The sequence below is a fragment of the Pseudomonas chlororaphis genome (assembly GCF_001921865.1).
Taxonomy (GTDB): Bacteria; Pseudomonadota; Gammaproteobacteria; order Pseudomonadales; family Pseudomonadaceae; genus Aquipseudomonas; species Aquipseudomonas chlororaphis_D.
On sequence record NZ_MSCT01000008.1, the window covers coordinates 284,370 to 303,194 of the forward strand.

Annotated in this window: 19 protein-coding genes; 15 read left to right on the forward strand and 4 right to left on the reverse strand. The window is 64.8% G+C overall.

Annotated features, from left to right (window positions below; translation table 11 throughout):
- Positions 1–213 precede the first annotated feature (213 nt).
- Positions 214–1,347 (reverse strand): aminotransferase class V-fold PLP-dependent enzyme, encoded by a 1,134-nt coding sequence (locus tag BTN82_RS08540; RefSeq protein WP_075118708.1) that lies wholly within the window; start codon positions 1,345–1,347, stop codon positions 214–216.
- 78 nt (positions 1,348–1,425) lie between these two features.
- Here BTN82_RS08540 and BTN82_RS08545 point away from each other — a divergent pair, with 78 nt between their 5' ends.
- The 8 genes from BTN82_RS08545 to BTN82_RS08580 all read left to right on the forward strand — a co-directional run bounded on the left by BTN82_RS08545 (position 1,426) and on the right by BTN82_RS08580 (position 8,823).
- Positions 1,426–2,064, forward strand: a complete 639-nt coding sequence (locus tag BTN82_RS08545; RefSeq protein ID WP_075118709.1) for a TetR/AcrR family transcriptional regulator — start codon at positions 1,426–1,428, stop codon at positions 2,062–2,064.
- 140 nt (positions 2,065–2,204) lie between these two features.
- Positions 2,205–3,173, forward strand: coding sequence for a GTP 3',8-cyclase MoaA (locus tag BTN82_RS08550; protein ID WP_075118710.1), 969 nt, complete (start codon positions 2,205–2,207; stop codon positions 3,171–3,173).
- Between the two features lie 143 nt (positions 3,174–3,316).
- Positions 3,317–3,919: a DUF4823 domain-containing protein gene (locus BTN82_RS08555; protein WP_075118711.1), complete on the forward strand. Its 603-nt coding sequence runs from the start codon at positions 3,317–3,319 to the stop codon at positions 3,917–3,919.
- 21 nt (positions 3,920–3,940) lie between these two features.
- Entirely contained in the window at positions 3,941–4,504 is a 564-nt protein-coding gene (locus tag BTN82_RS08560; RefSeq protein WP_075118712.1) for a DUF1285 domain-containing protein, read from the forward strand.
- A gap of 70 nt (positions 4,505–4,574) precedes the next feature.
- Complete coding sequence (locus BTN82_RS08565; protein ID WP_075118713.1) at positions 4,575–5,288, forward strand: GntR family transcriptional regulator; 714 nt, start codon at positions 4,575–4,577, stop codon at positions 5,286–5,288.
- Positions 5,285–6,283, forward strand: coding sequence for an ADP-ribosylglycohydrolase family protein (locus BTN82_RS08570; RefSeq protein WP_075118714.1), 999 nt, complete (start codon positions 5,285–5,287; stop codon positions 6,281–6,283). Before BTN82_RS08565 ends, BTN82_RS08570 begins: the two co-directional genes overlap by 4 nt.
- Before the next feature lie 154 nt (positions 6,284–6,437).
- On the forward strand, positions 6,438–7,904 hold the full coding sequence (locus BTN82_RS08575) for a purine-cytosine permease family protein (RefSeq protein WP_075118715.1): 1,467 nt from the start codon (positions 6,438–6,440) through the stop codon (positions 7,902–7,904).
- Positions 7,897–8,823, forward strand: coding sequence for a PfkB family carbohydrate kinase (locus tag BTN82_RS08580; protein ID WP_075118716.1), 927 nt, complete (start codon positions 7,897–7,899; stop codon positions 8,821–8,823). The genes BTN82_RS08575 and BTN82_RS08580 overlap by 8 nt, the downstream gene beginning before the upstream one ends.
- Positions 8,824–8,910: 87 nt before the next feature.
- On the opposite strand, the gene BTN82_RS08585 is transcribed toward BTN82_RS08580, so the two are convergent.
- Both BTN82_RS08585 and BTN82_RS08590 read right to left on the reverse strand, forming a co-directional pair.
- Entirely contained in the window at positions 8,911–10,125 is a 1,215-nt protein-coding gene (locus BTN82_RS08585) for an MFS transporter (RefSeq protein ID WP_075118717.1), read from the reverse strand.
- A 117-nt stretch (positions 10,126–10,242) separates the two neighbouring features.
- Positions 10,243–10,893 carry an HD domain-containing protein gene (locus BTN82_RS08590; protein WP_075118718.1) on the reverse strand — a complete coding sequence of 217 codons (651 nt, stop codon included), beginning with the start codon at positions 10,891–10,893 and terminating at the stop codon, positions 10,243–10,245.
- Positions 10,894–11,157: 264 nt separating this feature from the next.
- Here BTN82_RS08590 and BTN82_RS08595 point away from each other — a divergent pair, with 264 nt between their 5' ends.
- Positions 11,158–11,637, forward strand: coding sequence for a GNAT family N-acetyltransferase (locus BTN82_RS08595; protein WP_075118719.1), 480 nt, complete (start codon positions 11,158–11,160; stop codon positions 11,635–11,637).
- A 114-nt stretch (positions 11,638–11,751) separates the two neighbouring features.
- On the opposite strand, the gene BTN82_RS08600 is transcribed toward BTN82_RS08595, so the two are convergent.
- The gene (locus BTN82_RS08600; RefSeq protein ID WP_075118720.1) at positions 11,752–12,015 is read right to left on the reverse strand and encodes a short-chain dehydrogenase; all 264 of its coding nucleotides are present in this window, start codon (positions 12,013–12,015) and stop codon (positions 11,752–11,754) included.
- A 747-nt stretch (positions 12,016–12,762) separates the two neighbouring features.
- Between BTN82_RS08600 and BTN82_RS08605 the strand changes: the two genes are divergently transcribed.
- The 6 genes from BTN82_RS08605 to BTN82_RS08630 all read left to right on the forward strand — a co-directional run bounded on the left by BTN82_RS08605 (position 12,763) and on the right by BTN82_RS08630 (position 18,795).
- The gene (locus BTN82_RS08605) at positions 12,763–13,761 is read left to right on the forward strand and encodes a 2-dehydro-3-deoxygalactonokinase (protein ID WP_075118721.1); all 999 of its coding nucleotides are present in this window, start codon (positions 12,763–12,765) and stop codon (positions 13,759–13,761) included.
- 13 nt (positions 13,762–13,774) lie between these two features.
- Positions 13,775–14,395 carry a 2-dehydro-3-deoxy-6-phosphogalactonate aldolase gene (locus tag BTN82_RS08610; RefSeq protein ID WP_075118722.1) on the forward strand — a complete coding sequence of 207 codons (621 nt, stop codon included), beginning with the start codon at positions 13,775–13,777 and terminating at the stop codon, positions 14,393–14,395.
- Between the two features lie 45 nt (positions 14,396–14,440).
- Positions 14,441–15,589: a galactonate dehydratase gene (gene dgoD / locus BTN82_RS08615; RefSeq protein WP_075118723.1), complete on the forward strand. Its 1,149-nt coding sequence runs from the start codon at positions 14,441–14,443 to the stop codon at positions 15,587–15,589.
- A gap of 152 nt (positions 15,590–15,741) precedes the next feature.
- Positions 15,742–17,088 carry an MFS transporter gene (locus BTN82_RS08620; RefSeq protein ID WP_075118724.1) on the forward strand — a complete coding sequence of 449 codons (1,347 nt, stop codon included), beginning with the start codon at positions 15,742–15,744 and terminating at the stop codon, positions 17,086–17,088.
- The gene (locus BTN82_RS08625; protein WP_075118725.1) at positions 17,070–17,948 is read left to right on the forward strand and encodes an SMP-30/gluconolactonase/LRE family protein; all 879 of its coding nucleotides are present in this window, start codon (positions 17,070–17,072) and stop codon (positions 17,946–17,948) included. The genes BTN82_RS08620 and BTN82_RS08625 overlap by 19 nt, the downstream gene beginning before the upstream one ends.
- Before the next feature lie 28 nt (positions 17,949–17,976).
- Positions 17,977–18,795, forward strand: a complete 819-nt coding sequence (locus BTN82_RS08630) for an SDR family oxidoreductase (RefSeq protein WP_075118726.1) — start codon at positions 17,977–17,979, stop codon at positions 18,793–18,795.
- Positions 18,796–18,825 lie beyond the last annotated feature (30 nt).

The following is an 18,825-nucleotide window of genomic DNA, read 5'->3' on the forward strand; positions in this document are numbered from 1 at the left end:
CAGGCAAAAAAAACCCGGGTTCTGGGGGGTGAATCCGGGTTAAGACCATTAGGAGTAAAACAAAGGCACGCCGTCCGTTGGTACCTTCATCAGCGCTTCACTTGGGGGAGATGTCACGCCGACACCTCAAGTATTGATCACTATTGCGTTCAGTCCAGTTGGCACTGCTCGTTTTTTAAACAATTTTGGAATACGCGCGCTTCCCTTGAGTTCTCACTGTTGGGCAATGGCCGTCACTATGGCGACAGTCTCGTCGATTACGCGTCTTTCGGTGTAGAAGTGCGGCGAAAACCTGACTCCAGGGCCCCGCGGGATACACACCACCTGTTGTTGGCGCAATGCCTCATAAACGGCCTGATTATCGATGCCGTCGATACTGAAGGAGAAAATCCCGCCGCGCCGCGCCGGGTTGAGCGGGGTGTGCAGGCGCACGCCGGGGATGCCGCTCAAGCCTTCCTGAAGCCACTGGACCCGTTCGGCGATCAATGTCGCCACGCGCTCCATGCCCACGTCTTCCAGCAGTGACAGGCTTGCTTCCAGGGCCATGGCGCCGAGCATATTCGGGCTGCCGCATTCGAAGCGCCGGGCGCTCTTGGCCGGTTCCCATTCGCTGCGGCTGTAATCGCCCATGTGTTCCAGCATGTGCCAGCCGAATTCGTGGAGCTTGAGTTGCGGGCGCAGTTCGCTGCGGCAATAGAACACGCCGAGCCCTTCAGGCCCGAGCAGCCATTTGTGGCCGTCGGCCATGGCGAAATCGCATTGGTAGGCCTGGGCATCGAAGGGCAGGGCCCCCAGTTGCTGGATGGCGTCGATGCAGAACAGCACCTTCTGCTGTTTGCAGCCGGCGCCCAAGCGCTGCAGGTCCAGGCGCAGGCCGCTGGCGAACTGCACGGCGCTGATCGCCATCAGTCGGGTACGGGGCCCGCAGGCGGCCAGTAGCGCGCCTTCCGGGTCGTCGCCCTTGAGGCTGACTTGCAACACTTCCACGCCCTGGGCGGCCAGGGCTTCCCAGACGATCCGATTGGAGGGGAATTCTTCATCGCTGATGACGACCTGGTCGCCTTTTTCCCACGGCAGGCCAAAGGCGACGAACGACAATGCTTCTGAAGTATTTTTGACCAGCGCGATATCATCCGTTGACGGTGCATTTAGCAGGCGCATCAGCCGTTCGCGCAGGCGTTGTTCGAGGGTCATCCAGTCCGAATAGTCCCGCGCCCCCAGTAAAACGTTCTCTTTGGCGAAGCGCGCCACGGCTTCGGCGGCCCTGTTAGGCCAAGGGGCAACGGCGGCATGATTCAAATAACGCAGGCCCGGAGCCTGTACAAATTCATCGAGAAACATAGTCATGGTCGGATGATCCGTGCATTTTGGCGCAAGTTAGGCATAATACGCGGCTTCGATTTTGACCCCGACAGACCTTTTCTTATGCAGAAAGAACCTCGTAAGGTCCGTGAGTTTCGTCGCCGCGAGCAAGAAATTCTCGATACCGCGCTCAAGCTGTTCCTCGAACAAGGTGAAGACAGCGTCACCGTCGAGATGATCGCTGATGCCGTTGGTATCGGCAAAGGGACCATCTACAAGCACTTCAAGTCCAAGGCGGAGATCTACCTGCGCCTGATGCTCGACTATGAGCGCGACCTGAACGAGCTGCTGCACTCTGCCGATGTCGACAAGGATAAGGAAGCCCTGTCCCGGGCCTACTTCGAGTTCCGCATGCGCGATCCACAGCGTTACCGGCTGTTCGATCGCCTGGAAGAGAAGGTGGTCAAGGGCAACCAGGTGCCGGAAATGGTCGAGGAACTGCACAAGATCCGTGCGTCCAACTTCGAGCGCCTGACCTTGTTGATCAAGGGTCGCATCAGCGAAGGCAAGCTCGAGGATGTGCCGCCTTACTTCCACTACTGCGCGGCCTGGGCGCTGGTGCATGGCGCTGTGGCGCTGTACCACTCGCCCTTCTGGAGCAATGTGCTGGAAGACCAGGAAGGCTTCTTCCAGTTCCTGATGGACATCGGCGTGCGTATGGGCAACAAGCGCAAGCGCGACCCCGACACCTCCGGCAGCTGATTCATTCAGTCGTCTTATGGCGCCATGATTTCCCTATATGGCGCCGTGCCCCGGGGAATATACTCAGGCATGGGACTTGCCAAAACCTGATTTGTGAGTCAAGTTTTGGTCGGTTCACTCTTCCTCCGCCGGAGTCATCCATGATCGTTGACCGTCAAGGCAGGCGTTTTCGCAATCTGCGTATCAGCCTGACTTCTGCCTGCAACTACGCCTGTACCTACTGCGTGCCCAACGGCAAGCGGCTGGTGGCTGCCCAGGACGAGTTGTCGGCCGAGGCCATGGCGCGCGGCGTGGCCTACCTGATCGAGGCCGCGGGCATCGAGCGCCTGCGTATCACCGGCGGCGAGCCCCTGGTCAGCCCGAAGCTGGAAGCCTTCATGAGCGCGGTCGGGCGGATGGGCCTGGAAGACATCAGCCTGACCACCAACGGCCAACTGCTCGCCCGCAAGCTGCCGCTGCTGGTGGAGGCCGGCATCCGGCGCATCAACGTTTCCCTCGATACCCTGGACGCTTCGGCGTTCCGCGGTATTGCGCGCGGCGGCGACCTGGCGACGGTGCTCGACGGCATGGAACAGGCCCGGGCGGCGGGCATGAAAATCAAGGTCAACATGGTGCCGCTGCGGGGGCAGAACCTGGACCAGGTCATGCCGTTGCTCGACTACTGCCTGGAGCGTGGTTACGAGCTGCGTTTTATCGAGCTGATGCGCATGGGCCACCTGGCCAGCGATTCCAATGCGTTCCTGCAGCAGTTCGTCAGCCTGCGACAGCTGCTGGATTTGATCGGCGAGCGCTACGAATACCTGCAGGCCGACGCGCCGGTGGATGCGACCGCGGTGCGTTACGAGATTCCGGGGCAGGGCCATTTCGGCGTGATCGCCAACGAAAGCGTGCCGTTCTGCCGGACCTGCTCGCGCCTGCGGTTGTCGTCTACCGGCTGGCTGCACGGATGCTTGTCGTCAAGCAACCGGCATTATGTCGGCGACCTGCTGGACAAGCCGCGCCATCAAGCCTTGCCGGCGTTGCAGCGCTTGCTGGTCAAGGCCTTGGGCGACAAGCAGGACCTGGCGTTTTCCGGCGGTGCGACCGTGATGAAAATCATCGGTGGCTGAGCCTTCAGTTCCCTGACTCCCACACCCATAGCCGTCAGTTCAATTGCATTCAACAGGTTTGCCAGCGCTCTGGACGAGCTGGCGCGGAAGCTGCATCTCGTGGCCATTCGCCGGTTTTCCGTCACCGGTTTCTGGAGGGAAGGATGCGTAGCCTGGTTTTGCTGTTGGCCTTTTTAGGGCTCGGCGGCTGCATGAATGTCAGCGATATGGGCGAGGGCGTTCGCTATCACATGAGCGATGCGGGGTTCCTCGATCACAGTAATACCCAGCGCTCCAACTCGTTCCGCGTTCAGCCGGATTCGTTCATCTTCATCGCCCAGGGCGCCTTCGCGCCGCCGGGCAGCGCCTATCCGCGTCCCAACGTGGTGGCCGAGGAAGCCTTCAAGGGCTTTATCGAATACTTCCCCATGGTCCGCCGTGCCCGTGCGCCGGAAGGCCTCGACCAGGCCATGGCCGAGGCCCGTGAGGCGGGGGCGCATTACCTGCTGTACACGCGTTTCGCCAAGGCCGACGACCGTATCGGCAACTCGGACGAATGGTTCGACCAGGAAGCCGTGGATCGCCTGGGGATCGACAAGGGGGTGATTCAGATCATGCTGATCGAGACCAGCACCCAATACCTGATCGATACCGCGCGGATTCGCAGTCGCGGCGGTTTCCTGACGTTCCACGACAACAAGCCAGAAGACCTCATCGGCCCGCCGCTCGAGCAATACGCCCGCAGCCTGTTAGGCTTGAGCGATTGAGCCAAGTATGAGGAGAGCAGCATGAGCGGTCCGGGCAAAGCCAACGATCTGTTGGCGCAGATCCCCAAGACGGAAAAAGGCCTGCCGCCGGTCCACCTGTGGAATCCCGACTTCTGCGGCGATATCGATATGCGGATCGCCCGTGACGGCACCTGGTACTACCTGGGGACCCCCATCGGCCGTAAACCGATGGTCAAGCTGTTCTCCACCATCATTCGCCGCGACGGCGACGACTACTTCCTGATCACCCCGGTGGAAAAGGTCGGCATCAAGGTCGACGACGCACCCTTTGTCGCCGTTACCCTGGACGTCGAAGGCGAGGGCGAGGCGCAGGTCCTGCGTTTTACCACCAACGTCGACGAGCAGGCCGTGGCTGGCAGCGAACACCCGCTGAGAGTGGTGATCGACCCGGTGACCCAGGAGCCGGCGCCATACGTGCATGTACGCAGCAATCTCGAAGCGCTGGTGCACCGCAATGTGTTCTATCAGTTGGTCGAGCTGGCGGTCAGCCGTCCGATCGACGGTCAGAACTGGCTGGGGGTCTGGAGCGGCGGGGTGTTTTTCCCGATCGGCCTGGAGCCCTGAGGCGCGAAACCTGTTGTTGATCGAATAAATATCTTGCGACGAAGATGCCGTTTCGGGTATCAATTTGTACATGATTAAACATGTTCGATTTGACAAGAAACAACGGGTGGTCGACGAGCTGATCCGACGCATCGAAAGCGGCCTCATGGAGGACGGTTTCCTGCTGCCGGGCGAGCATCAGTTGGCTCAGGAATTCTCGGTGAGCCGTGGCACCCTGCGCGAGGCCCTGGCCGAGCTCAAGCGCCGCAACTACATCGCCACCCAGAGCGGGGTCGGCTCCATCGTCACCTACGACGGTGTGGTGCTGGACCAGCAGAGCGGCTGGGCCCAGGCCCTGGCGGACACCGGCGCGCTGATCAATACCGAGGTGCTGCGTCTGGAAGCGGTGCAGCGTCCGGACCTGCTCAACCGCCTGGGTACCGACCAGTTCATTGCCCTGGACCGACGCCGGCGCTCCACCGACGGCACCGTGGTTTCCCTCGAACGTTCCCTGATGCCTGCCAGCGGAGGCCTGGAAAGCCTGCCGCGCGTGGGGCTGATCGATGATTCCCTGACCATTACCCTGGCCGCCTACGGCTATATCGGCGAGCGCGGTGATCAATGGATCGGCGCCGAGCCCCTCGACGAAGAACAGGCGCAGCTGCTGGGGCGTCCGGTCGGCAGTGTGTTCCTCAAGGCCCTGCGCACCACCTATGACCGTCGCGGGCGTTTTATGGAGCAAGTGGAAAGTTTCCTCGACCCGGTGCACTTTCGCTTGCACCTGCAATTCGGGGCGCAGAAATGACCCCCCTGGATCGCGCCCTGGGCGCTTTTTACGGGCTGGCGCTGGGCGATGCCCTGGGCATGCCGACCCAATCCCTCAGCCGGCAGCAGATCCAGCAGCGCTTTGGCGCTATCCGCGGCCTGGAAGATGCCGGGCCCGATCAACCGATCGCCGCCAACATGCCCAAGGGCTCGATTACCGACGACACCGAGCAGGCGATCCTGGTCGGCGATTTGCTGGTGGCCGGCAAAGGCCGGATCGAACCGACGGTGCTGGCCCACAGCCTGATCGAATGGGAAGCGGCGATGCGCGCCAAGGGTTCCCAGGACCTGTTGGGCCCTTCGACCAAGCGCGCGATCGAGATGATTCTCGCCGGACACTCCGCCGAGGAGGCCGGGCGTTACGGCACCACCAACGGCGCGGCGATGCGTATCACCCCAGTGGGCATCGCCGTGAACGTCGACGATGCCCAGGCGTTCATTCACGCGGTGGTGCAAGCTTGCCAGGTCACCCATAACACCACACTGGGCATTTCCAGCGCGGCGGCGGTGGCGGCGGTGGTTTCCGCCGGCATCAATGGCGTGCCGCTGGGCGACGCCTTGCAAGTCGGCGTGCAGATCGCCCAGGAAGCGGAGCGCCATGGCCACTGGGTGGCCGGCGGGCGCATCGCCACCCGTATCAGTTGGGCGCGCACCCTCAGCGTCGAAAGCGACAAGGCGCTGCTGGCCGATCTGCTGTACGACGTGATCGGCACTTCCGTGGCCTCCCAGGAGTCGGTGGTGGTGTCTTTCGCCCTGGCCCACCAGGTCGCCATCGGCGAGCTGCAAGCCTTCGAGGCGCTGTGCATGGCCGCGAGCCTGGGGGGCGACACCGATACCATTGCCGCCATCCTCGGTGCGATGCTGGGCGCCTGCCAGGGGATGGACGGCTGGCCGCCCGCCCTGATCGAGCAGATCAAGCAGGTCAACGGCCTGGACCTCGAACCTCTGGTGCACGGGCTGCTGGCCTTGCGCTAAGGGCGCGCCTGGCCACGGCTTGTGCGACCTTTGCGCGAGCCCGGCGCCTTACATTTTTGCCATGGATAGCAGGAATACGGCGAGGAATGCCGGGACGTCCGGTCGACTTCCGAAATTGCCGACAATCACAACAGAAGGGCAACAGGAGTTTTTCATGAGCGCATCGAACGCCGGGCAAAGCGCCGGGCAACTGGAAACCCGGGGCATCGAGCCGGTACCGGAAGGCGAGTGCAACGGCCATCCGCTGCAACTGTTCTGGGTCTGGTTCGCTGCCAACATCAGCATTCTCGGCCTGCCGCTGGGCGCGACCCTGGTGGCCTTTCGCGGGCTGGCGATCTGGCAGGCGGTCATTGTCGCGGTTCTCGGCGCCGCCGGTTCGTTCGCCGTGGTGGGCATTATCTCCATCGCCGGCCGACGCGGGCGGGCACCGAGCCTGACGTTGTCGCGGGCGATCTTCGGCGTGCGCGGCAATATCGGCCCGACCCTGGTCTCGCTGATGTCGCGCCTGGGCTGGGAAACCGTCAATACCACCACCGCGGCCTTCGTCCTGCTGTCGCTGTGTTCGATCCTGTTCGGCTCGCCAGTGGCGGCCAAGAGCGCGCCGCTGCTGACCCTGCTGTTCATCGGTATCTTCGTGCTGCTGACCCTGGCGGTCTCCGGCCTCGGCCACGCCACCCTGCTGGTGATCCAGAAGTGGGCCACCTATGTGTTCGGCGCGCTGAACCTGCTGGTGGGCGGTTTCCTCTGCGCCACCATTGACTGGAGCGCGGTGTTCAATGCCACCCCGGCGCCGTTGAGCGCGATGATCATCGGTGTCGGCACCATGGCGGCCGGCACCGGGATTGGTTGGGCCAACGCCGGCGCCGACATGTCGCGTTACCAGCACCGCAGCGTCAAGGCCGCGCGCCTGGTAGTCTCGGCCGCCTTCGGCGCTGGCATTCCGCTGGTGCTGCTGATTACCCTGGGCGGCCTGCTGTCGGTGGGCAACGACGACCTGGCCTCGGCCACCGACCCGATCGTGGCGATCCGCGACATGCTGCCGACCTGGATGGCCGTGCCGTACCTGATTACCGCGTTCGGCGGCCTGCTGCTGTCGAACAACCTGTCGGTGTACTCGGCCGGCCTGACGACCCTGACCCTGGGGCTCAAGGTCAAGCGGGTGTACGCGGTGGTGGTGGACATCGTGGCGATCTTCGCCGGCTCCATCTACTTCATGCTGATCGCCGAGAGTTTCTACGGGCCGTTCATCACCTTCATTTCCCTGCTGGCGGTGCCGATCACCGCCTGGGTCGGGATCTTCGTAGTCGATCTGATCCACCGTCACTACTACAGCCCCAAGGACCTGCTGGATGTCAGCCCGAGCAGCGCCTACTGGTATTGCGGCGGCGTCGAGTGGCGGGCTTTCGGCGCCTGGGCCCTGGCCATCGTCCTGGGTTTCAGTTTCACCACCATCGGCACCACCGCCGATAACGTCTGGTTCGCCGGGCCGCTGGCCGACTCCTGGCTGGGGCATAACGGCCTGGGCTGGATCGTCACCTTCCTGGTGGCCGGGGGTGTCTACGCCGCGTTGGGCGGAGCCCGGGACCGCCGCGCTGCCTTTGCCGAGAACGCCAATGCCTAGAATGCTGCACACCGGCCAGGTCATGATCGATCTGGTGATGGCCGTGGACCGCTTGCCCAGCTCCGGCGGCGATGTCCTCGCGCAGTCCGCCCGCTTCGAGGCAGGCGGCGGTTTCAACGTGATGGCCGCCGCCCAGCGCAACGGTTTGGCGGTGGTCTACCTGGGGCGTCACGGCAACGGCCGTTTCGGCGAGTTGGCGCGTGAGGCGATGCGCGCCGAGGGTATCCAGATTGCCCTTGCTGCCAGCTCCTCCGAGGACACGGGCCTGTGCGTGGCGCTGACCGAAGCCAGCGCCGAACGCAGTTTCATTTCCTATATCGGCGCCGAAGGCCAGCTGTCGCAGGAAGACCTGGCCGGCGTGGCGGTGCGGGCCGACGACCTGGTCTATGTCAGCGGCTACAGCCTGTTGCATGCCGGCAAGGCCCAGGCCCTGCTGGACTGGCTGCTGGCTTTGCCGCGGGCGATCCGCGTGGTGTTCGACCCGGGCCCGCTGGTGGAGTCGCCGGATGCCACGGCGATGCGCCACCTGCTGCCGCGCATCGATATCTGGACCAGCAACCGCGTCGAGGCCTTGACGTTCACGGCTGCCGCGAGCCTCGCCGAGGCCTTGCCGCGCCTGCATGAGATGCTGGCGCCAGAGGTCTTGCTGGTGGTTCGTGACGGGCCCCGGGGCTGCTGGGTCAGCCAGCATGGGCAGAGCGCCCATGTGCCGGGGTTCGAGGTCCGGGCGGTGGACAGCAACGGCGCCGGCGATGCCCACGCCGGGGTGTTCGCCGCCGCGCTGGCCCAGGGGTTGGCGCCGGTTGAGGCGGCACGCCGTGCCAATGCCGCGGCGGCCCTGGCGGTGACCCGCTGGGGCCCGGCCACCGCGCCGGGCACAACGCAGGTGGATGCGTTGGTCAATGGGCGCGGCGCCTGAGAGTGGGAGGATCGCGAACAAACGCGCTCCTGTAGGAACGAGCGTGCTCGCGATAGCGGTCTATCCCGCCAATACGCCGCGACGGCTTCAGGCGTTCTGCAGGACCTTGTCGCGGTTCAAGCCGCGCCAGACCAGGCGCCCGACGCTGATCAGCCAATTCAGCGCCGCCACGCCCAGGACCGTGAGCAGCAGCGCCGGCATGCCCTGTTCGACGATGATCCTGCCGGCCAGCAGCGGGAAGCCGAACACCCCGATGAAGTAGGCCAGGCTGAACAGCAGCAGGGCTTGCGGGGTGTCGCCGGGCGGTGCTTCGTTGGCCGCCAGGCCATTGATCACCGAATAGGTCAGGCCATAGCCGACCCCCAGCGCCACGGCCGCCAGCAAATAACTGATGGCGTCGTCGACCAGCAGCTGGAACATCAGGATCGACCCCAGCATCAGCCCCGAGAGCAGACACGCCGCGCGGTAGGCGTCGCGCTTGACCACGAAGCCGGCGATCAACAGGCGGCTGCCGATGGCGGCGGCCATGAAGCCGAGGAAGAACAGCGAATAGTCCAGCGAACGCGAGGCCGCGTAGCTGGTCTGGAAACTCGACAGGCCGCCGAAGACGCAACCGCCCAGGCCAACCATCAGGATCGGCAACAGGGCTTTCGACGAGAGCACCCGGACGCTACTGGCCCAGCTGATTTTTGCCGCGCCGGCCCCGAGATGGCTGGGATGTTTTTTCAGCAGGGCGCCCAGGCGCCAGAAAATCAGCACACCGATCAGGCTGGCCGCCGCGGCCAGCACGAAGGCCGCGGTCAGCGGGTAGCCCAGGGCGCTGGCCAGGCGCCCCAGCAGCGGCCCGGAACCGATGCCGCTCATCATGCTGCCCGACAGCAGGGCGAAGAACCGTGCGCGCTGCGCCGGCGCCACCAGCATCGCGACGATGATCGGCCCCAGGGTGTAGAACACCCCCCAGCCCAGGCCCAGGGTCAGGCCGAAAAACAGCAGCGCGTCGCCCAAACCCGGGGTCAGGGCGAAGCCCAGGCTGGCGACCGCCAGCAGGCAGCCGAACAGGGCAATCGCGCGGGCGGCGCCCAGCAAGTCCGACAGGTGCCCGGAGAAGATCACCGCGACAAAGGTGCTGAGCATGGCCACCGAAATCACGCTGCCCGCATCGTGCTCGTTGCCGCCGCGCGAGCCGATCAGCAGCGAGAGCAGGAAGGTCGAGCCGTAGGACAGCGACAGCAGGTAACTGGCCAGGCAGAACAACCCGAACAGCCGGGTCGGGACCGTGGATGGTGGGGTGTCGCTGGACATGCGCAGGCCTCGCGGTCGGTTGGATTCATGAGGCGCCGTTCTACCATGGGCGGCTGTCGCGTTAGTTGTGATCTTGCAGGCTTCAGGGTTAGCCCGGGGCGGAGTAAGGACGTGGCGTCAGCCGTCGATCTCCTCGACGAGTTCGTCCATGAAGCGCTTCAGGCGGGCGTGGCGCACCTGCGCCAGGTGCGCGCCGGTTCGGGTCCGAAAACCCTCGGCCAGGTGCAGCAGCTTGGTGTGGAAGTGGTCGAGGGTGAAGCGCGAGTCGTCGTAGTCGCGGTGTTGCGCGCGGGGGTCGCAGGCATCATAGAGCGCACGATTGAGGCGGCCGCCGACATAGAAGGTCCGGGCCACGCCGACGGCGCCCAGGGCGTCGAGACGGTCGGCATCCTGCAGGATCCACGCTTCCAGGGTCGTGGGTTCGATGGCCGCGCTGAAGCTGTGGGCGGCGATGGCGTGGGCCACCGCGGCGACTCGCGCTTCGGGCCAGCCGAGCTGGCGCAACAGCGCCGAGGCTTTTTCCGCCGACAGGCGCGAGGCCTGGGCGCGCAGCGGCGAGTTCTTTTCCACGGCGACGCAATCGTGCAGCAAGGTGGCGGCCAGCAATACGTGCAGGTCGCCGCCGTCTTCCTGGGCGATACGCCGCACATTGGCCCACACCCGTTGCAGGTGCGACAGGTCGTGGGCGCCATCGGCGACGGGGCCAAGCGCATGGGGCAGGAGGGTGGCGGCGAGATCGGACAGGGGAGCGAAGGCGTCGGCGGTCATTTTCAAGCAACTATGCGAAGGCGAATAACGCGCTACTGTAGCCGCTGCCGCAGGCTGCGATAAGGCCGAAGGCCTTCAGCGGTCCTAATATCCTGCGTCCCCTGCGAGGTCGATCGCAGCCTGCGGCAGCGGCTACAGGTATTGGTTGATCCCGACCTGGACGACACCCGCCGCGACGTCCGCGCGCATCGCTGTGAAATGCCCGTGCATGTCGTTCCCTTGTCGATCTACTATGGCCGCCTGCTTTCCCACCGAGACCCACCGATGTCCGTCGATATCCGCCCCGCCGTGCCCAGCGATGCACCGCAAATCCTGGCCTTCATCACCGAGCTGGCCGATTACGAGCGTGCTCGCCACGAGGTCATCGCTAGCGTCGCCGACATTGAGCGCAGCCTGTTCAGCGAGGGCGCCACGGCCCATGGCCTGATCTGCCTGCGCGACGGTGTGCCGATTGGTTTCGCGGTGTTTTTCTTCAGCTATTCCACTTGGCTGGGCAGCAATTGCCTGTACCTGGAAGACCTCTACATTACCCCTGAACAACGCGGCGGCGGCGCCGGCAAACAGCTGCTGCGCCACCTGGCGCGGATCGCCTGCGACAACGGCTGCGGGCGCTTCGAGTGGAGCGTGCTGGAGTGGAACGAGCCGGCGATCCAGTTCTACAAATCCCTGGGCGCCCAGCCGCAGGAAGAGTGGGTGAAGTACCGCATGGACGGCGACGTGCTGCGGGCTTTCGCCCAGGGCTGATTGATCCGGCGCTCCTCTCCTGCAGGAGCGAGCGTGCTCGCGATAGCGATGCTGACACCCAACTCCATGCTCAAGGCAGCCCTCCGTTCAGGGCTGCCGCCGTTCGAGAAGGGCTCAGGCCTGCAGGCGCCAACCCATTACGTCCGGCAGATCGCAGCTGTCGCGCAACAGGATGGCGCTGGCGTTGGCCAGGTGTTGCAGGTCGGTGCTGGCGGCGTCTTTCATGTCGAGACGGGACAGGCTTTCCAGCAGTTGGGTGACGGCTGGCAGGCGGGCGGCGCTGTTGGCGTGGAGGACGTCGAGCGGGGTGGTTTTGTCGATCAGCAGGCAGGGGATGGTGCAGTCGATGCCGGTGAGGGGGATGTATTGCTTGTTCATGGGTAACTCTCCGTGTTGATTGACGACGAAAGCTGCAAGCGTTGCTACTTGTCAGTTAGGTTTCCTGGTCGCCAAACCCGGTCGCCATGTGGGCGAGCGCGGACTATAGGACGTCAGTTCTGGAGCGGACAAGGCGAGGTTCTTTGCAAATTTTGTAGGAGCGGTTGGTGACGTTCGATTGCCCCGCGATGACTTGAGGGCCACGTCATCTTTTCTGGATCGGGTACATATCCGTTGCTGCGGTAACGACGGCTGGCGGTTTCGCCCTTACGGCGACTCACTTTTTTCAGACGCCAAAAAAGTAAGCAAAAACGCTTGCCCCCGCGTACGGCCCTCGCTGCGCTCGGGTTCCCTCCTTCCGGCATTCATCAGGGGGCATCGCCGCCGGCGATGTCCTCGACTGCGTCGAGGGGCGCTGCGCGCCAACCCCCTGATGAACGCCGGAACGAAGCCTGCCGAAGGGGCAGGTAGATCAAGATCAAAAGCCAAGCGCGACCTACCGGTCGGCGCAGATTCCTGTAGCCGCTGCAGAGCCTGCGAGGCTGCGTACGGCCGCGTAGCGGACGCAAGGTCTTGAGATCGCTGGGGGGGCTTCGGTCCTATCGCAGCCTTCGACGGCGGTTACAGTGATTTATCCCAAAATATGGGATTGTAATTTATATATTGAGATTTATATTCCGCCAGGTTTATAGTCGCCGCCATCGGCTCTTACGCACTCACTGCCAAAAACAACTCACAGGTGAAGCGATGCAGGCGCAATTGATCGCGCTCGATTGGGGAACGACGTCCCTTCGTGCTTACAAACTCGCCGCGGGTGGGCGGGTGCTGGAACAGCGTTCGCTGAGCTCGGGGATCATGCAGTTGCCGAAGGCGGCGCGGCTGATTGCCGGCCGGCTGTGCGACGACGGTTTCGAACTGGCCTTCGACGAGGCCTGCGGCGACTGGCTCGATGCCCAGCCCGATCTACCGGTAATTGCTTGCGGTATGGTCGGCAGCGCCCAGGGCTGGCGTGAGGCGGTCTACTGCGAGACGCCGGCGGATGTCGCCCGGCTCGGCGAGGCCATGGTGACCCTGCGCAGTCGGCGCGGGGTCGATGTCCATATCGTGCCCGGAGTGATTCAGCGTTCGCCCTTGCCCAATGTGATGCGTGGCGAGGAAACCCAGGTCTTGGGCGCGCTGCCGCAATTGTCGGGCGGGGCAGGGGACGACCTGTTGATCGGCCTGCCCGGCAGCCATTCGAAATGGGTACAAGTGGCCGACGGGCGCATCGTGCATTTCGACACCTTCATGACCGGCGAACTGTTCGCCGTGCTCAGCCAACACAGCATTCTCGGCCGTACCCAGGCGCGCGGCGCGGCATTCGATGCCGGTGCCTTCGACCGCGGCGTACGGGTGGCCTTGTCCGTCGAGGGCCAGATCGGCCCGCTGTCGACCCTGTTCAGCGCCCGCAGCCTGGGCCTGACCGGCGAGTTGAGCGCCAGCGCCCAACCGGACTATCTGTCGGGGCTGTTGATCGGTCACGAACTCTCGGCCCTGGCCGCGGTGCAGCGGCGTCGCAACGGCAGCGACGCGCTGCCGCCGATCGTGCTGATCGGCAATGCCCAGCTCTGTGCCCGCTATAGCCGGGCGCTGTCGGCCTGCGGTTTTCCCCAGGCGATCCTGGCCGAGCAGGCCACCGAACGCGGTTTGTGGCACCTGGCCGAAGCGGCCGGGCTGCTGGCGCGCAGCCCTTGCGCTCACCCTTGAAAAGAGGTCCGACATGCTCAAGCAAGCACTGGCACACAACGGCTTGATCGCCATTCTCCGGGGGCTGCGCCCGCAGGAAGCGGCCGCCATTGGCGAGGCGTTGTATCAGGCGGGATTGCGCGTCATCGAGGTGCCGCTCAATTCTCCCCAACCCTATGAAAGCATCCGCATCCTGCGCGACGCCTTGCCCGCCGATTGCCTGATCGGCGCCGGCACGGTGCTGACCGCGGAGCAGGTCGAACAGGTCAAGGCCGCGGGCGGCCAGGTGATCGTCATGCCCCACAGCGACCCCAAGGTCTTGCGCGCCGCCAAGGCCGCCGGGCTGTACCTGTCGCCGGGGGTGGCCACGCCGACCGAGGCCTTTGCCGCGCTGGCCGAGGGCGCCGACGTGCTGAAGCTGTTCCCGGCCGAGCAGATGGGCCCGGCGGTGGTGAAAGCCTGGCTCGCGGTATTGCCGGCCGGCACCGTGCTGCTGCCGGTGGGCGGGATCACCCCGGACAACATGCGCGTGTTCGTCGAGGCCGGCGTGAAAGGTTTCGGGCTGGGCTCCGGATTGTTCAAGCCAGGGATGAGCGCCGCTGCGGTGGCCACCCACGCCAAGGCCTACGTCGCGGCCTGGAATGCCCTGCGTTAAGACTTCTGGCGCCCAGGCGCCGCATCCGACAAGAGAGATAACAAGATGAAAATCACTAAGCTGACCACCTTCATCGTTCCGCCGCGCTGGTGCTTTCTCAAGGTCGAGACCGACCAGGGCGTCACCGGTTGGGGCGAGCCCGTGGTCGAAGGCCGCGCGCATACGGTCGCCGCGGCGGTGGAGGAACTGGCCGATTACCTGATCGGCAAGGACCCGCGCAATATCGAGGACATCTGGACCGTGCTCTACCGCGGCGGCTTCTACCGCGGCGGCGCGATCCACATGAGCGCCCTGGCCGGCATCGACCAGGCGCTGTGGGACATCAAGGGCAAGGCCCTGGGGGTGTCGGTCAGCGACCTTTTGGGTGGCCAGGTGCGCGACAAGATCCGCGTCTACTCGTGGATCGGCGGCGACCGTCCGGCCGACACCGCGCGCGCCGCCAAGGAGGCGGTGGCGCGGGGCTTTACCGCGGTGAAAATGAACGGTACCGAGGAACTGCAATTCCTCGACACCTTCGACAAGGTCGACCTGGCCCTGGCCAACGTCGCCGCCGTGCGCGATGCGGTTGGGCCCAACGTCGGCATCGGCGTCGACTTCCATGGCCGGGTGCACAAGCCCATGGCCAAGGTGCTGATGAAGGAACTCGACCCTTACAAGCTGATGTTTATCGAAGAACCGGTGCTCAGCGAAAACTACGAGGCGCTCAAGGAGCTGGCGCCGCTGACCAGCACCCCGATCGCCCTGGGCGAGCGGCTGTTCTCGCGTTGGGATTTCAAGCGCGTGCTCAGCGAAGGCTACGTCGACATCATCCAGCCGGACGCCTCCCATGCCGGCGGCATCACCGAAACCCGCAAGATCGCCAACATGGCCGAAGCCTATGACGTGGCGCTGGCCCTGCATTGCCCGCTGGGGCCGATTGCCCTGGCCGCTTGCCTGCAACTGGACGCCGCCTGCTACAACGCCTTCATCCAGGAGCAGAGCCTGGGCATCCATTACAACGAAAGCAACGACCTGCTGGATTACCTCAAGGACCCGAACGTCTTCGACTACCAGCAGGGCATGGTGAAGATTCCCAACGGCCCGGGCCTGGGCATTGAGATCAATGAGGACTACGTGATCGAGCGCGCGGCCGTTGGCCATCGCTGGCGCAACCCGATCTGGCGTCACGCCGACGGCAGCTTCGCCGAATGGTGAGTCGACTCACCCCGCCCTCCCTGTAGGAGCGAGCTTGCTCGCGATGAACGCTTCATCGTCGCGCTGAAGCAACCGCCGCTATCGCGAGCCAGCTCGCTCCTACAGGTACAGGGATGCATTGCCTTCAATAATCATAAGAAGAGGCACCCTCCATGCAACCGGAAACCTTCAGCGGACAGGCGTCGCTGGTCACGCCCAGCCGCAAGCGTTTTTTCATCATGGTGCTGTTGTTCATCACGGTGGTGATCAACTACCTGGACCGCAGCAACCTGTCGATCGCCGCGCCGGCGTTGACCCGCGACCTGGGCATCGACCCGATCCACGTCGGGCTGATTTTCTCCGCCTTCGGCTGGACCTACGCCGCCATGCAGATCCCCGGCGGCTGGCTGGTGGATCGGGTGCCGCCGCGCGTTCTCTATACGGCGGCGCTGCTGTTGTGGTCGCTGGCGACCGTGATGCTCGGTTTCGCCTCCAGCTTTATTGCGTTGTTCGTGCTGCGCATGGCGGTGGGCGCGCTGGAGGCGCCGGCCTACCCGATCAACAGCCGTGTGGTGACCACCTGGTTTCCCGAGCGCGAGCGCGCCACGGCCATCGGTTTCTATACCTCGGGGCAGTTCGTCGGGCTGGCTTTCCTGACCCCGGTGCTGGCCTGGCTGCAACATGCCTTCGGCTGGCACATGGTGTTCGTCGTCACTGGCGCGGTGGGCATCCTGTGGGCGGCGATCTGGTACGCGGTGTATCGCGAACCGCGGGATTTCAAAGGCGCCAACCTGGCGGAAATCGAGCTGATCCGCGCGGGCGGCGGCCTGGTGGATATCCAGCGCGAGGCGACCCGGGCCAAGGCGCGTTTCAACTGGACGGACCTGGGCATCGTCCTCAGCAAGCGCAAGCTGTGGGGCATTTACCTGGGCCAGTTCTGCCTCAATTCGACCCTGTGGTTCTTCCTGACCTGGTTCCCCACCTACCTGGTGAAGTACCGCGGCATGGACTTCATCAAGTCCGGGCTGCTGGCGTCGCTGCCGTTCCTCGCGGCCTTCGTCGGCGTGTTGTGTTCCGGGTTTTTCTCCGACTGGCTGATCCGTCGCGGCGCCTCGGTGGGCTTTGCCCGCAAGCTGCCGATCATCGGCGGGCTGCTGATTTCCACCGCGATCATCGGTGCCAACTTCGTCGAGTCGACGCCCTGGGTGATCGCCTTCCTGGCGCTGGCGTTCTTCGGCAACGGCCTGGCCTCGATCACCTGGTCGCTGGTCTCGACCCTGGCGCCGGCGCGGCTGCTGGGGCTGACCGGCGGGGTGTTCAACTTCATCGGCAACCTGTCGGCGATCGCCACGCCGATCGTCATCGGCTTTCTGGCCAGCGGCGACTCCTTCGCCCCGGCCATTACCTACATCGCCGTGCTGGCGCTGGCGGGCGCGCTGTCCTACGTGCTGCTGGTGGGCAAGGTCGAGCGCATCGAACTGGCGGCAGAGGAGCAAGCACCATGCACTGGCAAGCGCTGATCGACGAGCGCTTCAGGCTCGCGGAAGGGCCGTTCTGGGATGGCGCGACCCAGGCCTTGTATTGGGTGGACATTGCCGCGCGGCTGGCCTGTCGCCTGAGCCTTGGCCGTTATCAGTACTGGCGCCTGCCCGAAGCCGTGTCGGCGTTCATACCTTGTGAGTCGGGCGACGCCCTGGTGACCCTGGCCAGCGGCGTCTATCGCCTGGACCTGGATTCGCCGGCGCACGAGCCAAAGCTGCGCCTGTTCTGCGTGGCCGATCCGCTCGGCGGCAACCGGGCCAACGAGGCCCGCTGCGATGCGCAAGGGCGGCTATGGCTGGGCAGCATGCAGAACAACCTGGACGAGCAGGGCGGCGACCTGCCCATCACCCGGCGCTCAGGCGGCCTGTTCCGGGTGGACCCCGATGCCCGGGTCACGCCGTTGCTGGAGGGGCAGGGCATCGTCAACACCTTGCTCTGGAACGCTTCGGGAGAGGAGTTGTATTGCGCGGACAGCCTGGACGGCCAGCTCTACGCCTATGCCGTGGCGCCCGACGGCCGCCTCGGCCCGCGCCGGGCATGGGCCCAACCCAGCCCCCGCGGCGTGCCGGACGGCTCGGCGATGGACAGCCAGGGCTACATCTGGAATGCGCGCTGGGACGGCCACTGCCTGATCCGTCATGCCCCCGACGGCAGTATCGACCGGGTGATCGAGCTGCCGGTCCGGTATCCCACCAGCTGCGTGTTTGGCGGCCCGGACCTGCGCACCCTCTACGTCACCAGCGCGCGGGGCGCCCACGGTGGAGAAGCGCTGGACGGTGCGTTACTGATGGCCCGGGTCGAGCTGGCGGGGTTGCCCTGCCAGCGTTTCGCGGGTTGAAACCTTACTGATTGCAGGAGTCTGTGCAATGGCTGAAACACTGTCGTTACCCGAGGTCCCGGAACCCACGTACGGCGACCGTCTGCAAGGCAAAGTGGTGATCGTCACCGGCGCCGCCCAGGGCATTGGCGAGGCGATCGTCGCTTGCTTCCAGGCCCAGCAGGCGCGGCTGGTGATCGCCGATATCCAGGGCGAAAAGGTCGAGCGGGTGGCGGCGCGCTGGCGCGAGCGCGGCGCCCAGGTGCATGCCCAGGCGCTGGACATCACGTCCCGGGAGCAATGGCGCGCGGTGGTGGAACTGGCCATCGAGCGTTTCGGCCGGGTCGATGTGCTGGTCAATTGCGCCGGGGTGAATGTGTTCCGCGACCCGCTGCACATGAGCGACGAAGACTGGCGCCGCTGCTTCGCCATCGACCTCGACGGCGCCTGGTTCGGCTGCCGCGAGGTGCTGCCGCACATGATCGGGCAGGGCATCGGCAACATCATCAATATCGCCTCGACCCATTCCAGCCACATCATCCCCGGCTGCTTTCCCTACCCGGTGGCCAAGCACGGCCTGCTCGGGCTGACCCGGGCGCTGGGCATCGAATACGCGCCCCAGGGCATCCGCGTGAATGCCATCGCCCCGGGCTACATCGAGACCCAGCTCAACGTCGATTACTGGAACGGTTTCGACGACCCCCACGCCGAGCGCCAGCGGGCGCTCGACCTGCATCCGCCGCGGCGCATCGGCCAGCCGGTCGAGGTGGCGATGACCGCGCTGTTCCTCGCCACCGACGAGGCGCCTTTCATCAATGCCGCCTGCCTGATGATCGATGGCGGGCGCTCGGTGCTGTACCACGACTGACCCCGACCCCTCGGGACGCTGTTTCGTACG

Bases quoted from the DNA above. Each gene is read 5' to 3' on its own strand.
- BTN82_RS08540 (WP_075118708.1), bottom strand. From the start codon at position 1,347: ATGACTATGTTTCTCGATGAATTTGTACAGGCTCCGGGCCTGCGTTAT.
- BTN82_RS08545 (WP_075118709.1), top strand. From the start codon at position 1,426: ATGCAGAAAGAACCTCGTAAGGTCCGTGAGTTTCGTCGCCGCGAGCAA.
- BTN82_RS08550 (WP_075118710.1), top strand. From the start codon at position 2,205: ATGATCGTTGACCGTCAAGGCAGGCGTTTTCGCAATCTGCGTATCAGC.
- BTN82_RS08555 (WP_075118711.1), top strand. From the start codon at position 3,317: ATGCGTAGCCTGGTTTTGCTGTTGGCCTTTTTAGGGCTCGGCGGCTGC.
- BTN82_RS08560 (WP_075118712.1), top strand. From the start codon at position 3,941: ATGAGCGGTCCGGGCAAAGCCAACGATCTGTTGGCGCAGATCCCCAAG.
- BTN82_RS08565 (WP_075118713.1), top strand. From the start codon at position 4,575: ATGATTAAACATGTTCGATTTGACAAGAAACAACGGGTGGTCGACGAG.
- BTN82_RS08570 (WP_075118714.1), top strand. From the start codon at position 5,285: ATGACCCCCCTGGATCGCGCCCTGGGCGCTTTTTACGGGCTGGCGCTG.
- BTN82_RS08575 (WP_075118715.1), top strand. From the start codon at position 6,438: ATGAGCGCATCGAACGCCGGGCAAAGCGCCGGGCAACTGGAAACCCGG.
- BTN82_RS08580 (WP_075118716.1), top strand. From the start codon at position 7,897: ATGCCTAGAATGCTGCACACCGGCCAGGTCATGATCGATCTGGTGATG.
- BTN82_RS08585 (WP_075118717.1), bottom strand. From the start codon at position 10,125: ATGTCCAGCGACACCCCACCATCCACGGTCCCGACCCGGCTGTTCGGG.
- BTN82_RS08590 (WP_075118718.1), bottom strand. From the start codon at position 10,893: ATGACCGCCGACGCCTTCGCTCCCCTGTCCGATCTCGCCGCCACCCTC.
- BTN82_RS08595 (WP_075118719.1), top strand. From the start codon at position 11,158: ATGTCCGTCGATATCCGCCCCGCCGTGCCCAGCGATGCACCGCAAATC.
- BTN82_RS08600 (WP_075118720.1), bottom strand. From the start codon at position 12,015: ATGAACAAGCAATACATCCCCCTCACCGGCATCGACTGCACCATCCCC.
- BTN82_RS08605 (WP_075118721.1), top strand. From the start codon at position 12,763: ATGCAGGCGCAATTGATCGCGCTCGATTGGGGAACGACGTCCCTTCGT.
- BTN82_RS08610 (WP_075118722.1), top strand. From the start codon at position 13,775: ATGCTCAAGCAAGCACTGGCACACAACGGCTTGATCGCCATTCTCCGG.
- dgoD (WP_075118723.1), top strand. From the start codon at position 14,441: ATGAAAATCACTAAGCTGACCACCTTCATCGTTCCGCCGCGCTGGTGC.
- BTN82_RS08620 (WP_075118724.1), top strand. From the start codon at position 15,742: ATGCAACCGGAAACCTTCAGCGGACAGGCGTCGCTGGTCACGCCCAGC.
- BTN82_RS08625 (WP_075118725.1), top strand. From the start codon at position 17,070: ATGCACTGGCAAGCGCTGATCGACGAGCGCTTCAGGCTCGCGGAAGGG.
- BTN82_RS08630 (WP_075118726.1), top strand. From the start codon at position 17,977: ATGGCTGAAACACTGTCGTTACCCGAGGTCCCGGAACCCACGTACGGC.